The following is a 15,704-nucleotide window of genomic DNA, read 5'->3' as shown; positions in this document are numbered from 1 at the left end:
ATGTTAGTTGAAAAAATTATGACATCACCTTGTACAACGATAAGAGGTGACAAATCGATTGAAGATGCACTCGTACTTATGACCCAAAAAGAAATTAGACACTTACCTATCGTTGATGAACACGATCAACTACTTGGTATTATTTCAGATAGAGATATTAAAATGGCATTACCAAGTATACTTTCAGATGATGATCCGAACCAAAGTTTATCTTTATCCATTTCTAAAATTATGAGAAGAAATGTAATTAGATGTCATCCGCTTGATTTTGTTGAAGATATTGCAATCGACTTCTATGAAATGTCTATCGGTTCCATACCTGTAATTAGAGACAATAAAGTCATCGGCATTGTCACTCAAAAAGACATGCTAAATACTTTTCTAGAATTAACGGGTGTAACGATGCCAGGATCAATTATTGAAGTACATATTGATGACAAAGTTGGTGCGCTTCATGATATTACAGGTATTTTTAAAGAACAAAATATCGATATATTAAATGTCCTCGCATATACCGATCAAGAAAATATTAATAAACGGTATCTCATGTTACGTATTAAATCAATGAATCCTGAAAAGATATATCAATTATTAGAAGAAAAAGAATATCACGTCATTCACCCTTTTGGTATGAAACATGACTAATGTTAAATATATTTATTCAGAGGATTTATTGAGATACCGATTTTCTGATAGTCACCCTTTTAATCAAATGCGTTTAAAATTAACAACGGATTTATTAATGGACTTAGGTGTATTAACAACCCAACATATTTTAAAGCCAAGAGTAGCTACTGATGAAGAACTGATGCTCGTTCATGAGCCAAATTATATAGAAGCGATTAAAAAAGCTGGACAAGGTACGTTGCCCGAATCAGAATATGAAAAATATGGCTTAGCGAGTGAAGATACACCTCAATTTGTTAATATGCATGAAAATAGTGCACTTGTTGTTGGTGGCACACTTACAGCTGTAGATGCCGTAATGTCTGGAGAAGTAACGTGTGCTTGCCATCTTGGTGGAGGCCTACATCACGGATTTAAAGGTAAAGCAAGTGGATTTTGCATTTATAATGATAGTGCCGTAGCCATTCAATATATCCAATCTAAATATAAACAAAGAGTATTATATATTGATACGGATGCACATCACGGTGATGGCGTACAATGGTCATTTTATACAAATGAAGATGTCATGAATTACTCTATTCATGAAACTGGTAGATATTTATTTCCAGGTACAGGTGCATTAACAGAACGTGGTGATGGTAAAGGATTTGGTACTACTGTAAATGTACCGTTAGATGCTTATACAGAAGATGAATCCTATTTAGATGTCTTCCAAGAAACTGTCGAAGCTGTTTGTGAATCTTATAAACCTGATGTCATATTAAGTGTCAATGGCGTAGATATTCATTACTTAGATCCACTGACACACTTAAGTTGCACTTTAGATACTCTTTATAAAATTCCTTATATCGTTAAAGATCTTGCAGATAAGTATTGTGATGGCAAAGTCATCATGATTGGCGGTGGCGGTTATAATATATGGCGTGTCGTACCACGTGCTTGGTCACACGTTTGGTTTGCTTTAAATGATTTACAAACACCCCACTCACCAATACCAAAGAGTTGGATTGAAAAATACCAATCACAAGCTCCAGTTCCATTACCAGAAACATGGACTGACGAATTAGATGATTATATGGAAATACCTCGTCAAAAAGAAATATCCGAAAAAAATAACAACACGAAACATCGAATTCTAGAATGGTTTAAATAAATTCAATAATAATAAGAGGCTGAGACATTAATTATGTCCCAGCCTCTTATTATTTCGTTGTTCCTCTATATTCTAAACGATATGGGAGGATAACATTTGGTTCATCTATTTGTTCATCATTCATATATTTCGTTAGTAATCTCATACCAACTGCCCCAATATCATAAAGTGGTTGCGTTACACTTGATAATTGTGGTCTAACCATATGAACTAATCTTGTATTATTAAAACTTACGACTTGTAACTCTTCTGGAATTTTAATGCCTACATCTTGTGCTGCGTGTACAATACCAATCGCTTGTTCATCACTAATACATAAAATAGCGTCCGGTTGTGATTTAGAAATTGCATCGTATGCACGACTACCATCTTTATACGTTTCGTTTCCAACAAATTTAGCATTATCATCTATAGAAAGATTTGCTTCATTTAGCGCAATTTCTAATCCTTTAATTGCATCGTCTTGTGCTTTCTCTGAATAGCCACCACCGACAAATGCAAATTTCTTAGCACCTTTTTTAATTAAGTTTTCAGCAATTTCTTTACTTGCTTCTGTATAATTAATGTTTACTGATGCTAATTTTGAATCTTTGTCATTTGTACCTGAAACAACAACCGGTACAGATGATTTATCAATTAATTCAACTGTTTCATCAGTCAAAGTACCACCTAAGAAAATGATACCATCAACTTGTTTACTTAATAAATTATTAAAAATTTCTTGTTCTTTTTCACTATCGTTATCAGAATTAGAAATAATTGTATGGTATTTGTACATTGTCGCAATGTCTTCTAAACCACGTGCCAATTCAGAATAATAAACATTTGATATATCCGGAATAATTACTCCGACAGTTGTCGTCTTCTTACTTGCTAATCCTCTTGCGACCGCATTAGGTCTATAATTCAATCTCTTAATTACTTCATTTACTTTATCACGAGTTGACGGTTTTACGTTCTGATTACCGTTAACAACACGTGACACAGTTGCCATAGATACTTTAGCCTCTCTTGCAACATCATATATAGTTACAGTCATAATATCCTCCTTCGTTGAAAACGTTTTCTAGTATATAATATCACGTTTTCATAATGTTTTCAAAGTATATGGAAGCGAACTCACAATTACCAATTATAAAATATTAAATCTTACTTGTCGACATAATTGCACGAATAATTACACAAAATTGTAATATGTAAATTCTTTTTCTGAAAACACGTTTATAAACAAAAAACGGAAGTAAAATGGAAATCTAAAATAGTCTTAGATTGTTTCATTTTACTTCCGTTATGAGGTTATTAATTTTTAAACCTGGATACTAATTTATTTATTGTATAATTTAGCAGATTGAGTGATTTCTTTGTAGAAAGCGTCAAATTCATTTAAATCCATTTGTTGTCCTGCATCACTTAATGCTACTGATGGATCAGGGTGTACTTCTGCCATTACGCCATCTGCACCAACTGCAAGTGCTGCTTTAGCACATGGTAACATAATGTCTTTACGACCAGTACTATGCGTAACATCAACCATTACTGGTAAATGTGTACCTTGTTTTAAGATTGGAACAGCTGAAATATCTAATGTATTTCTTGTTGCTTTTTCGTATGTTCTAATACCACGTTCACATAAAATAATATTACTATTACCTTGTGAGTGAATGTATTCTGCAGCGTAAATAAATTCTTCAATCGTTGCTGATAAACCACGTTTTAATAAAATAGGTTTATTTGTTTTACCTGCTTCTTTTAATAATTCAAAGTTTTGCATGTTTCTTGCACCGATTTGGAATACATCTAAATATTGATCTGCCATTTCGAAATGAGCAGGATTAACGATTTCACTTACAACATTTAAACCGTATTTATCTTTAGAGTTTTTAAGAATTTGTAATCCTTCTTCACCTAATCCTTGGAAATCATATGGAGATGTACGTGGTTTGAATGCGCCACCTCTTATAAATTTCTCTCCTCTATCAGCTAAATCTTTAGCTACAATATCAACTTGTTCTTGTGATTCAACAGAACATGGACCAAATACGAATGATTTATTACCATCGCCAATAATTGCACCGTTATCGAATTGTACGATTGTATCTTCTGGTTTTAATTTACGTGATACATATAAATGTTTTTCGTTCTCAGATTTTTGTAAATCTGTTGAAGCTTTGAATATTTCTTTAAACAATTGTTTAATTGTATTATCGTTATAAGGTCCTTCATTTTTATCAATTAAATGATTCAACATTTCTTTTTCACGTTGTGGATCATATACTTGAGTACCTTGTTTTCTTTTTTCTTCACCGATCTTTTTAGCTAAATGACCACGTTCTGACAATAAAGCCAATATTTCGTCATTTATAACTTCTATTCTTTCTCTTAAGCTTTCTAATTCTTTTGACATCCTATTCACCTCATGTAGACAATTTAACTCACATACTTTAAAGCGATAAAATATATAAGTAATTAGGTGTTAGTATAACAATTTAAAAGCATGGATTCAACCCTTAAATATTATTTTCCGAAAATTTCTTACTCTTCTTAATAATTGTAAGCTATTTTCAAGTGAATGTAATTAACAAATATGTATTTATATATAAATAACGAAGAGCCTGGAACATAATTGTTCAATTAAATTCCAGACTCTTCGTACATTAATATTTACTTATCAAATGATTTCTTTTCTACTACTGTTTTTGGACCTTTTAAGTCTTCATCTTTAACTTCAGATTTAATTGCACCTTTTTGTGCTTTTAATTCTTCGTTATCAACGTCATCAGCTGTTACTACACCTTTGTTAGCTTTTTTCTCAGCTTGTTTAGATTTAACTTCTTCAGCTTTTTTCTTTGTTTCAGTTTTCTTTTCTTCTGCTTTAGCTTTAACTTCTTCAGTTTTTGCAGAAGCTTGTTGTTTTTTCTCTTCTACTTTTGTTTTAACTTCTACTTTTTTATCTTCAGCTTGAGTGCGAATTTCTTCTGCTTTAGATTGTGCTTGTACTTTTAATTCATCAGTTTTTGTTTTCACATCATCTAAAATTTTATTAGATTTTTCACTTAAGTCACCTTGTAATTCTTTACCTGGTTTAGGTGCAAGTAATAATCCTACTAATCCACCTACTACTGTACCTAAGACAACACCAAATACGAAGTCTCTGCCGTTTGTGTTTTTCTCATATTCTGCTTCATATGTTTCTAAACCATGTGTATATAAATCTCTATTGTATTTGTTTTCCATTTTATATTCCTCCTAGATTAATTAAAATAAGAGGCTGGGACATAAATGCCTCAGCCTTTATTCCTTAAGTTAAGTGATTCTAATTGTATTGCAAAGATAAAATTATTTGTTTAATCCTGCATTAATTTTATCTTCATCCAGGTTGTCACCTGTTGTTGATTTTTCATTATAATCTTTTGGTACTTTTGCTTCAAAATCTTTAGAAGTAGTAGCATTATTTTTAAATGATACGTGACTTCTACGATCTCTTCTTAATTGCCATTTATCTGCAACTTCCATTGCAACGTTAGACCATTGTACCACTTGTGAAATCTTATCTTCATTTTGAGAGATATTGTGTGTGATAGAATTTGTAACTCTATCTACTGAAGTATTCAATGTTTGAACTGAATCTCCAACACCTTTAACTGCATCTACAACTGAATTTAATCGTAAAGATTTATCTTGAATATCTTCAGTTAAGCGGTTTGCTTTGTGCAGTAAATCTGTAGATTCACGCGTAATACCTTGAATTTGGCCTTGAATGCCATCTAATGTTTCATTGATCCCTTTAACTGTCTTTAATAGTTGCATTAAGAATAGTGCTAAAACAACACAGATTACAAGAAATGCAACAGCAGCAATAATACCTGCTAATGGTAATAACCAATCCATACTAAACGCCTCCTAATATTTAAAAAACTAAAAATTATATGATTTACTAATAAATTATACCCTCAATCACTTAGTATAAACATATATTGGTTAAACTGTTAGTGTAGAAACATAAGCTTTTTGTATCTTTTGAATGTCTCCAGCACCCATAAATAGTATAACACCATTAGTATGTTTATTGAGTTGAGAAACTGTTTCTTCATTAATTAAATCTGAATTCTCTACAAGGTCTTTCAAATCATAAATCGTTAATTCACCTTGTTGTTCTCTAATAGATCCGAAAATGTCACATAAGTATACTTTATCTGCACGATTTAAACTTTCTGCAAATTCATTTAAGAACGTTTCAGTTCTAGAAAATGTATGTGGCTGGAATACAGCAATAACTTCATTTTCAGGATATTTTTTTCTTGCTGATTCAATTGTAGCATTGATCTCTCTAGGATGATGTGCATAATCATCAATTAGGATTTGATTAGCATGATAACTTTCACTAAATCTACGTTTAACGCCACCGAAAGTTAAAAGTGCTTCTCTTATATTTTCAATATCTAATTTCTCTAAGTGACAAACAGCAATAACAGCTAATGCATTAAGTACATGGTGATCACCGTACATAGGCGTCGTAAATGTACCAATATGTTTTTTGCCTTCTTTAAAGTAAACATCAAATGTTGTTCCTTTTGATGATGTTTCTATGTTTTCAGCATATATATCATTGTCGTTCTCAAAACCATAGAAATAGATTGGAACATCTGCTTGTATTTTTTTAAGTTCTGTATCATTACCCCAAGCGACAATTCCTTTTCGGACATTATTCGCCATTTCTTGGAATGCGTTTGTAACATCTTGTAAATCTTTAAAGTAATCAGGATGATCAAAGTCAATATTCGTCATAATTGCGTAATCAGGATAATAACTTAAGAAATGCCTTCTATATTCACATGCTTCAAAAGCAAAATAACTACTATCTGGCATACCCATACCTGTACCGTCACCAATTAAGAATGACGTCTTTTTATCACCGTTCATTACGTGTGATAATAGACCAGTAGTTGATGTTTTACCGTGTGCACCTGTTACAGCTACAGAAGTATATTGAGACATAAATTCACCTAAGAATATATGATAACGTTTAACTTCAATACCTAACTCATAGGCTTTCGCAATTTCTGGATGTGTATCAGGAAATGCATTTCCTGCTATCATTGTCATTCCTTCTTGTACATTTTCAACGTCAAATGGCAATATTTTAATGCCTTTATTTCGCAATGCAACTTCTGTAAAAACTGTATTCTCAATATCAGAACCTTGAACGCTATGGCCCATATCATGCATGATTTGCGCTAATGAACTCATCCCTGCACCTTTAATTCCAACAAAATGATATAATGTCATTTCATGTCACTCCTTCTATTTCTTATATGTTAGTTTCATTTTCTTCTATCATATCTTTAGTAATTAAAACATCTCTAGGTTTAGAACCATTCGGACCTGAAATAAATCCTCTTTCTTCTAAATTATCTATCATTCGAGCTGCTCTATTATAGCCAATTTGGAAATGTCGTTGTATCAATGAAGTAGATATATGACCTTCATTTACCATAAATTCACAAACATCATCAAATAATGCGTCTGCTGGTTGTTCATTTACTTTTTTTAATAAAGATTCTTCCTTGAATAAATAGTTTGGTTTCATTTGACTACTTACATTCGATACTGTTTCATCAATTTCATCATCTGACACAAAAGCACCTTGAACCCTGATTGGTTTATTCATACCATTACCAAGATACAACATATCACCGTTGCCGAGTAATTTTTCTGCTCCGCCAACATCAAGAATCGTTCTAGAGTCTATTGAAGATGATACCATAAATGAAATTCTAGTTGGTACATTTGCCTTAATTAATCCAGTTATAACATTAACTGAAGGTCTTTGTGTTGCAAGAATCATATGAATACCACATGCTCTTGCTTTTTGAGCAATTCTAGCAATAGATTGTTCTACTTCTTGAGGTGACATCATCATTAAATCAGCAAGTTCATCTATAACTATAATGATTTTTGCCATTCTTTGCTCATAATTTGCTTTCTTATTAAATGCAGTAATGTTTCTTACATGCAATTCTGCAAATCTTTTGTATCTTCTTTCCATTTCTTCAACTGCCCATTTTAAACTCGCAGTTGCTGCTTTTACATCTGTAATCACTGGTGCAACTAAATGTGGCAAATCATTATATGGCGCAAGTTCTACCATTTTAGGGTCAATCAATAACAATTTCAATTCATCTGGATGATTCTTATATAATAAGCTTGTTAAAATCGCATTAATACACACAGATTTACCAGATCCTGTTGCACCGGCAATAAGCGCATGCGGCGTTTTAGCAATATCCATTAATAAAGGTTCGTTATTAATTTTGAAGCCCATTGCAACTGTTAATTTACTCTCAGCTTGTTGAAATGCCTTCGAAGTAATCATTTGACCAAGTGGAATTTTCTTAGGATCTTGATTTGGTACTTCAATTCCTACTAAGTTCGTACCTGGTATAGGTGCTTCAATTCTTATATCTTTAGCTGCCAATGCCATTTTTATATCATCTTGAAGTGCCGTTATACGAGACACTTTCACACCTTTTTCAACAGATAATTCAAATCTAGTTACTGTTGGTCCTTGTATCATATTCACAACTTTCGCAGGAACATTAAAATGATAAAATGCTTCATTTAGTTCTTCTTTCTTCTCTTCTAACCATTCTGTATTATCTTCTTGTTCTACTACATCATCTAGTATAGATACTGGTGGTAACACATAAAGTGGCCCTTTTCGTTTAGTAGGTTGTGTTTCATTTTCTTCATTAGTCTCTTCAGATTCCTTCTCCTGATCTAGAGTTGAGGATTGATTTACTTTTAATTGTGGACTACTAGCTTTTTTAAATAGTTGATTTTTCCGTTTATCTGAAGGTGTCATTACAACATTAAATGGAGAAGATGTTCTACTACCACTCGGTTTAAGTACTGGTTCAAGTGATGGTTTCACTTCTTCTTGAGAAATTGGCTCAGTTGAAGTCACTTCTTGTTCTTCATTAACTTGTTCTGGAGAAACGTCAATCACTTCTGCTTGTTTCTCTTCATCATTTGAAATACTTTCAATAACTGTTTCTGCCTCTTGTTCTTGTTCCAGTTCTGGGTCTAGCTCTTCATCCACTTCTTCTACTACTTCAACGTCTTCTACATTATATGATGATTCATCCGATTCATCATTATAAAAAGTTAGTTCTTGTTCTTGTGAATCAAAGACTTCATGTTCATTTTCATAGACATGTTCAGCTTCTTCAATATTTGTTTCTTCTTGTTGTGTATCATTCACGCTATTTGTATCTTCGAAAGTTTCTACTTCATCAACCGATTCTTCAGTTGTTGGTTCTTCTTCAAATGTAAGGTCAATATTAGATGTTACTTCATCTGGTTGTTCTTCGAGCTCTATATCTTCTATATCAAATTGATCATCCGAAGTTGCTGTTTCTTCATACGCTTCATTTATTTCAGAAGTTATTTCGCTTGTTTCAACATCTTCATATTCATTGCTTTCATTTTGATTTACAGGCGTTTCTTCCTCAAAATCTAAATTTATTTCTTTAAATTCATATGTAGTTAAATCATTTACATCTGGTTGTAATGACATTACGTCCTCTTGCTGATCATTCAACGCCTCAGAAGTCGTATCATCAGCATTTGAACGCTCATCAGGATCTTGTTTAATAAACGATGCTCGTTGTTTCAATAAGTAATCTTGATTTTCAACTTGTGAATGTTCTTCTGGCGTTGTTGAATTTTGTCGTTCTTTTTCACGTTTTTCTTTCAATGCTTGTTCAAATTGTTTTTTCTTTTGAAGTTTCTTTTCACGTTCTTTTCTTATCTCAGATACAATTTGAGAAGCATAAATATTTTCGATATTAATCGTATTATCTGTTTTAGAATAGTTTGGAACTTCTTGTACAGATTGCTTAGTATCATTTTGATTTGTATTGTTAGTTTCTGATTTTTGAACATGACTTTGCTCAGAATCAGGGCGTGTTGATTCCTGTGACGTATGATGATCTCTTAAGCCACTATTTGGAACATCTTTTTGTTTTCTCATACCAAAAATTGCAGAAGGTACTTCTGACGCTTTAAATTTAGGTTGATGTAATGAATTCAATCTTTCATTAAAGTCAGTATCTTCTTGGTATTTATAACTACTACGTTTGTTTGCTTTTGATTGTGGTTCATAAGAAGAATAATTATTATTTGAACGATATCCTTTATTACTTTTACTCTCTTGTTGATTAAACGATTGTTGACCACTATTTTGATTTCTTCTACGTCTTCTTCTATTTGTAGAATAAGAAGGTTCTTTTTCTACATAAAATCTTTGATCTGACTGTTCACGTTCATAATCATCAGTATTTTCATGCATTTGATTATTTACTTCTTCATCAGATGCTTCATATTCCATTTGTATCGGAAACCTAAATTTACCTTTCGGTCTTTTATAGACTTCATCAGTACCAGGCTCATTTTCAGCTTCATAATCTACAGATGAATTTTGATTATTTGGTTTTTCATTTTTTTGATTATCTTTAGATTGACCGAATATATCATCAAACCAACTCATAGGTTCACTACCTTTCGTCTTCAAAGAATGGTGTTCCTACAGTATAACTATCATCTAATACCATTATACCTTTTTCTTTTGGGGCACCTTCCAATTCAAGTTCTTTCATTGAACAAATCATGCCACTTGATGGAACACCACGTAATTCCGCATCTTTAATAAGCATACCGCTCGGCATTACAGCGCCAACTTTAGCGACTACTACTTTTTGATCTTGATCTATGTTTGGCGCACCACAAACAATTTGTAATGTTTCATTACCAACATCAACTTGGCACACTGATAATTTATCAGCATCAGGATGCTTTGATTTTTCTTTTACATACCCTATTACAAATTTAGGTGACAAGTCAACATCTAATTTATAATCGATGCTTTCACTTTCTAATAAATCTTGAATGCTACTTATATGTTTTTCTTCAGTTTTGATATTGCCAGCACCTTCTATTTGAACGTACTTAGAAGCGTTAAAAATGTTAAATCCAACGATTTTATCGTCACTCTTAATAATTGTGATGTCTTTTTTTAATGTATATTCTAAGTTTTCATTTGTAGGTTCAATTGTAACCATTAATACGTCCCCTACGCCGTGTTTGTTGTAAAATAAATTCATTTTATAAGCTCCTTATCATTTCTTCTCATTTGATTTCATTTGTTTAAATATTTCCCTGTTTTTTTCAAGTCGATCAATCACTTCTTGGTTTCGTTTACGTGAATGATTTTTCCCTAAAATAAATATAGGTTCTAAATCTTTTTCAGGTGTGTACGAGAACGATAATGATGTAATCGGTACGAGACCATTTTGGAAAAATTGCATAGTCATTTGTGCCACAATATCATAGCCAATTTCATTTCTAATATCACATATTACTAGTACATCTTGATGAGGTGTCGCTAGAAGCATTTCTCCCTCAATATTATTAAAAACATCTTTTAAAAATGATTGATTTAAAATGCGTGATGCATCATAACCGTCATTCGTATTTACAAAGTAGAATATATTACCTTGTAATTCATCAGTTTTATATGTTGTTGGTCTTTTTTTAATATTAAATAAAGCTTGTTCTTTAATTTGTTCGTTTGTTAATTTGAGGTCCGTACGCATTGATTCATCGATAAGACGATACGTATTGCCTAAATCCAAAGCATAGTAAATATTTGTTTCTGCCGTATGTTCATCGATTATAAAGAGTCTCCCCTCTTTCGTTTCTTTATGGAAACTCGTTGAACGTATAACAGGTAGTATTTCTATTTTATTAACTTCTTTAGTAGATTCATCTTGCATTGCATTAATCGTCTCTGTTACGTAATAAACAATTTCATCAATCGTTTTATCACCGTTGTCTTTATACTTAGCAATGATTGGTGCTAATTTAACAGAGAGACCTTTTTGATTATCAACTCGCTCGATTCTTAAACTTTCATCTTCGCGATCAAATTTAAAATTTGCATTTAATGATTTCAATCTTTGCTTCAATAAATCTCTCATTTGAAAGACATTCATTTATAACACTCCTAATTTTATACCTCTCTATAGTTTACAACAAAACATCATGATGTAACAGTGATAAACTTATATATTTCAACTTCTGCAAAATAAAAAAAACAGGCTATTCGAAAATAAAAGTAACTTTTATCCGACCTGTTTTTTTATATCTTTTATTTTGTTAATCCATCTATAAATTCACTGATTTGTGGAATTGTTTTTCTTTCTTTGCCGACATATCTACCAAGTTCTTGTTGTTTATCATATGCAATAAAACTAGGAATACCCATGACATCAACTTCTTGGCATAAATCGATAAATTGATCTCTATCAACTGAAACAAATTGATATTGATTATATTTAGCTTCTAAATCTGGTAATTCAGGATCAATAAAATGACAATCCGGACACCAAGATGCTGTAAACATAAAAATAGTAGGTTCATTTGTTAATGTTTTAAATTCTTCCATTGATGTTAATTGTTTCATTTTTTCACACTTCCAATCATTAATTTTTGTTGCCCGTCTTTAATTATATTATATTTTTTGAGTATGTGGTAAACAAACAGACTGATTACTGCTGGTAATAAAAAGTGGAAAAAGGCAATCTGTAACCAAACTTCAGTACTTGAACCCATTGTTTTTATTGTCATAATTTGACCTACAAGTCCACTTGACCCCATTCCAGCACCCGCTGCATTGTTCTCCATCGGCCAGAATACTGTCATAATAGGCGCCACAATTATACTTGCCACAACAGGTGGAATTAAAATAAATGGTTGCTTCAAGTAATTTGGAATTTGTAATTTACTCGTTCCGATACCATGCGCGATGACACCTGAAATACCATTATCTTTATAACTCGTAACCGCAAATCCAATCATGTGACAACAACCACCGATTGTTGCAGCAGCAGCGGCTGTACCACTTAAACCTAGCATTAACGATAATGCTGCACTTGAAATTGGACTACTTAACGTAATACCAACAAGTAAACTAACAAACATACCCATTAATAATGGCTGTTGTTCCGTGCTTAATTGAATCCAACTTCCTAGTTGTTTCATAAATACATCTATAAATGGTGCTATAAATTTTGCTATACACGTACCAATTATTAAAGTTAAAATTGGCGATAAAATAATATCAATTTTAGTCTTACCAGAATAAAACCGACCAAGTTCACTGGCAAATACAGATGATAAATAACTACCAACTGCACCACCTTGCTCATAACCGTACATACCTGTTACTGCTGTTGCAAAAATGATTAGCGGTGAAGCACCTAATCCATAACTCACTGCCACCCCTACACCTGCACCAGTTAACTGCTGAGCAAGTTTGCCAATTTCTATTAATAAGGACGTATCGAAATATGTATTTAAAGTATGTCCCAACGTTTCAATAATGAGACCTACAATTAATGTACTAAATAAACCTAGTGCCATATAACTCAATCCATCAATAATCGTCCTATTAAAAAAAGATTTTAAATTCCCCATTTATTCACACTCCTTAGAAAAGATTATACTATAAAATCAAAAGAATGAAACATGAATAAAAATTTTACAAAATGTTAAATATTTTTCGAACGTTTAAATTTACAATTTTGTAACCACATAAAAACAAGCGTCTGAGACATTACATTATGTCCCAGACGCTTGTTTATATTTAAACTTCAATGACATTAAGGAATTTCTTTAATGCCTCTGTTTTTGGTTGTGTAAATAATTGTTCTGGTGGTCCTTGCTCTCCGATTAAACCTTCATTTATAAAGACGGTTCTATCAGAAACTTCTCTAGCAAATCTCATTTCATGAGTAACAATCACCATTGTCATTCCTTCATCTGCTAAATCTTTGATAACTTTTAAAACGTCATTTACAAGTTCAGGATCTAATGCAGATGTCGGTTCATCAAATAACATCACTTTCGGATTCATCGCTAACGCTCTTGCAATTGCAACACGTTGTTGTTGTCCACCAGATAAAGCATGAGGTCTTTGATCTTTAACACTTTCTAATCCTACTTTAATAAGTAGTTGTAAAGCCTCTTCATATGCCTGCTTTTTATTAATCTTTTTAACTGTGATTAAACCTTCCATCACATTTTCTATTGCAGTCTTGTGTGGGAATAAATTATAGTTCTGAAATACCATTCCAGATTGTTTTCTCACTTTAATTTGTGACTTTTTATTATCTGCTTGATACGTTTCACCATTAACATGAACTGTACCTTCAGTTGGAATTTCTAGGGCATTCATCATTCTTAACAATGTCGTCTTCCCAGATCCAGATCTTCCTATTAAAGTAATCACTTCACCTTTATCAACGGCAAGGTCAATTCCCTTGATTACTTCTTTATCTTTAAAAGATTTTTTAATATTTTGAAGTTCAATCATGAGCGATACCCTCTTTCAATATAGGATTCATAATAAGATTGGATGACTGAGATAATAAAACAAACAACCCAATATAATATAGCAACGAGTAAATATATCGTTAAGAATTCATAAGTTGTCGATGCAACTTCTTGTGCTTTTCTAAACATTTCTGCAACGAGTATAAAACCTAGTAATGATGTATCTTTAATTAAGCTTAAGAATGTATTACCTAAAGCAGGTACCGATACACGAATTGCTTGTGGCAAAATAATACGTTGTACAGTTTGTTTATAATTCATGCCAATAGAGTATGCCGCTTCAGTTTGTCCTTTAGGAATCGACATAATACCGCCTCTTAATATTTCAGAAGCATATGCACCTACGTTTAGTGACAAACCTATAATTGCAGCGATCACCGGGGCTAATGTTAATTGGTTATCTGCATTTCCCGTTGCCAATCTACCAATTTCAGGAATACCGTAAAAGATAATGAACAGTTGAACAATCATAGGTGTTCCTCTAATGATTGATACATAAAAACGGGCAATTCCTTTTAGAACTTTACTACTAGATATGCGCATTAAAGCAGTAAGTAAAGCTAATATCAATCCAATTATAAACGTAGCGATTGTAATTGGAATTGAATATTTAACTAATCCTTCGACCATTGGAAGAAATGCTTGTTTGGCAGCGTTTAATGCATGTAATTGTTCATCATTTAGGTTCTGAAACATTATCGCCAAACCATTTTTTACTTATTTTTTCTAATTCGCCATTATCTTTTAATTTTTTAAGACCTTTGTTAAAGTCATTAATTACTTTGTCATCTTGTTTTTTACTGAATGCAAATGCAGATTGACTTTGTTCTGCATCGCCTTGAATTGCTTTAATTTTAGCATTTGGTTTTTGCTTTTTATAATCTAAATATGAAACATTATCATTGAATGTACCTTCAACACGATTAGATTGTAATAAATCCATTGCTTGGTTAAATCCATCAACTTTTGTAATATCTGCACCTTTAGATTGAGCTAATTTACCATAATTTGAAGTTAACGTTTGAGCTAATTTTTTACCTTTTACGTCATCGAACGATTTAATATCTTTATTGTTTTCGTTAACAACTAAAACACCTTTAGAATACGTATATGGCTTAGTGAATTTATATTTCGCTTTTCTTTCGTCGTTAATACCTACTTGGTTTGCAACCATATCAAAACGACCTGCATCTAAACCTGCAAACATTGAATCCCATTGTGTTTCTTTAAATTTAACTTTATAACCCATTTCTTTCGCTACTGCTTTAGTGACTTCAATATCATAACCAGTTAACTTATCTTTTTTATCATGAAAGCTAAATGGTGCATAAGTACCTTCTGTACCTACAACTAATGTTTTGTCATCTTTCTTGCTACTTTCTTTAGATCCATTGCTGTTACCACATGCTGCTAATGCAAATACTAACGCAATAATTAAAAATATACCTTTTTTCATTTATACATCCCT

15 protein-coding genes are annotated in these 15,704 nt (G+C 32.1%); 2 read left to right on the top strand and 13 right to left on the bottom strand.

All coding sequences use genetic code 11. From position 1 onward, the window contains the following. Together P3U32_RS05260 and P3U32_RS05255 are read left to right on the top strand one after the other, a co-directional pair. A complete protein-coding gene (locus tag P3U32_RS05260) occupies positions 1-645 on the top strand; it encodes a CBS and ACT domain-containing protein (protein ID WP_323704560.1) in 645 nt (214 codons plus the stop codon). Then, positions 638-1,783, top strand: a complete 1,146-nt coding sequence (locus P3U32_RS05255; RefSeq protein ID WP_323704559.1) for an acetoin utilization protein AcuC — start codon at positions 638-640, stop codon at positions 1,781-1,783. Before P3U32_RS05260 ends, P3U32_RS05255 begins: the two co-directional genes overlap by 8 nt. A 49-nt stretch (positions 1,784-1,832) precedes the next feature. On the opposite strand, the gene ccpA is transcribed toward P3U32_RS05255, so the two are convergent. From ccpA to P3U32_RS05190, 13 genes are all read right to left on the bottom strand, one after another. Continuing rightward, the gene (gene ccpA, locus P3U32_RS05250; RefSeq protein ID WP_323704558.1) at positions 1,833-2,822 is read right to left on the bottom strand and encodes a catabolite control protein A; all 990 of its coding nucleotides are present in this window, start codon (positions 2,820-2,822) and stop codon (positions 1,833-1,835) included. Between the two features lie 285 nt (positions 2,823-3,107). Next, positions 3,108-4,187 (bottom strand): bifunctional 3-deoxy-7-phosphoheptulonate synthase/chorismate mutase, encoded by a 1,080-nt coding sequence (locus P3U32_RS05245; RefSeq protein WP_323704557.1) that lies wholly within the window; start codon positions 4,185-4,187, stop codon positions 3,108-3,110. Between the two features lie 257 nt (positions 4,188-4,444). Next, positions 4,445-5,017 carry a YtxH domain-containing protein gene (locus P3U32_RS05240; RefSeq protein ID WP_323704556.1) on the bottom strand — a complete coding sequence of 191 codons (573 nt, stop codon included), beginning with the start codon at positions 5,015-5,017 and terminating at the stop codon, positions 4,445-4,447. Between the two features lie 102 nt (positions 5,018-5,119). Continuing rightward, the gene (locus tag P3U32_RS05235) at positions 5,120-5,671 is read right to left on the bottom strand and encodes a DUF948 domain-containing protein (protein WP_323704555.1); all 552 of its coding nucleotides are present in this window, start codon (positions 5,669-5,671) and stop codon (positions 5,120-5,122) included. A 90-nt stretch (positions 5,672-5,761) separates the two neighbouring features. Then, on the bottom strand, positions 5,762-7,069 hold the full coding sequence (murC, locus tag P3U32_RS05230) for a UDP-N-acetylmuramate--L-alanine ligase (RefSeq protein WP_323704554.1): 1,308 nt from the start codon (positions 7,067-7,069) through the stop codon (positions 5,762-5,764). Between the two features lie 22 nt (positions 7,070-7,091). Next, positions 7,092-10,331 carry a DNA translocase FtsK gene (locus P3U32_RS05225; RefSeq protein WP_323704553.1) on the bottom strand — a complete coding sequence of 1,080 codons (3,240 nt, stop codon included), beginning with the start codon at positions 10,329-10,331 and terminating at the stop codon, positions 7,092-7,094. A gap of 7 nt (positions 10,332-10,338) precedes the next feature. After that, positions 10,339-10,944 carry a YtpR family tRNA-binding protein gene (gene ytpR, locus P3U32_RS05220; RefSeq protein ID WP_323704552.1) on the bottom strand — a complete coding sequence of 202 codons (606 nt, stop codon included), beginning with the start codon at positions 10,942-10,944 and terminating at the stop codon, positions 10,339-10,341. A 15-nt stretch (positions 10,945-10,959) separates the two neighbouring features. Continuing rightward, on the bottom strand, positions 10,960-11,835 hold the full coding sequence (locus tag P3U32_RS05215; RefSeq protein ID WP_323704551.1) for a DUF1444 domain-containing protein: 876 nt from the start codon (positions 11,833-11,835) through the stop codon (positions 10,960-10,962). 155 nt (positions 11,836-11,990) lie between these two features. Then, a complete protein-coding gene (locus tag P3U32_RS05210) occupies positions 11,991-12,305 on the bottom strand; it encodes a thioredoxin family protein (RefSeq protein ID WP_323704550.1) in 315 nt (104 codons plus the stop codon). Beyond that, positions 12,302-13,318 (bottom strand): PTS sugar transporter subunit IIC, encoded by a 1,017-nt coding sequence (locus tag P3U32_RS05205; RefSeq protein ID WP_323704549.1) that lies wholly within the window; start codon positions 13,316-13,318, stop codon positions 12,302-12,304. The genes P3U32_RS05210 and P3U32_RS05205 overlap by 4 nt, the downstream gene beginning before the upstream one ends. A 169-nt stretch (positions 13,319-13,487) precedes the next feature. Continuing rightward, positions 13,488-14,216 (bottom strand): amino acid ABC transporter ATP-binding protein, encoded by a 729-nt coding sequence (locus tag P3U32_RS05200; RefSeq protein WP_323704548.1) that lies wholly within the window; start codon positions 14,214-14,216, stop codon positions 13,488-13,490. Then, entirely contained in the window at positions 14,213-14,932 is a 720-nt protein-coding gene (locus P3U32_RS05195) for an amino acid ABC transporter permease (protein WP_323704547.1), read from the bottom strand. The genes P3U32_RS05200 and P3U32_RS05195 overlap by 4 nt, the downstream gene beginning before the upstream one ends. Further along, complete coding sequence (locus P3U32_RS05190) at positions 14,913-15,692, bottom strand: amino acid ABC transporter substrate-binding protein (RefSeq protein ID WP_323704546.1); 780 nt, start codon at positions 15,690-15,692, stop codon at positions 14,913-14,915. Before P3U32_RS05190 ends, P3U32_RS05195 begins: the two co-directional genes overlap by 20 nt. Positions 15,693-15,704: the final 12 nt, after the last annotated feature.

Origin of the sequence: Mammaliicoccus sp. Dog046 (assembly GCF_034039665.1) — a bacterium.
In the GTDB taxonomy this organism is placed as follows: Bacteria; Bacillota; Bacilli; order Staphylococcales; family Staphylococcaceae; genus Mammaliicoccus.
This window is presented reverse-complemented; position numbering and strand designations above follow the sequence as displayed.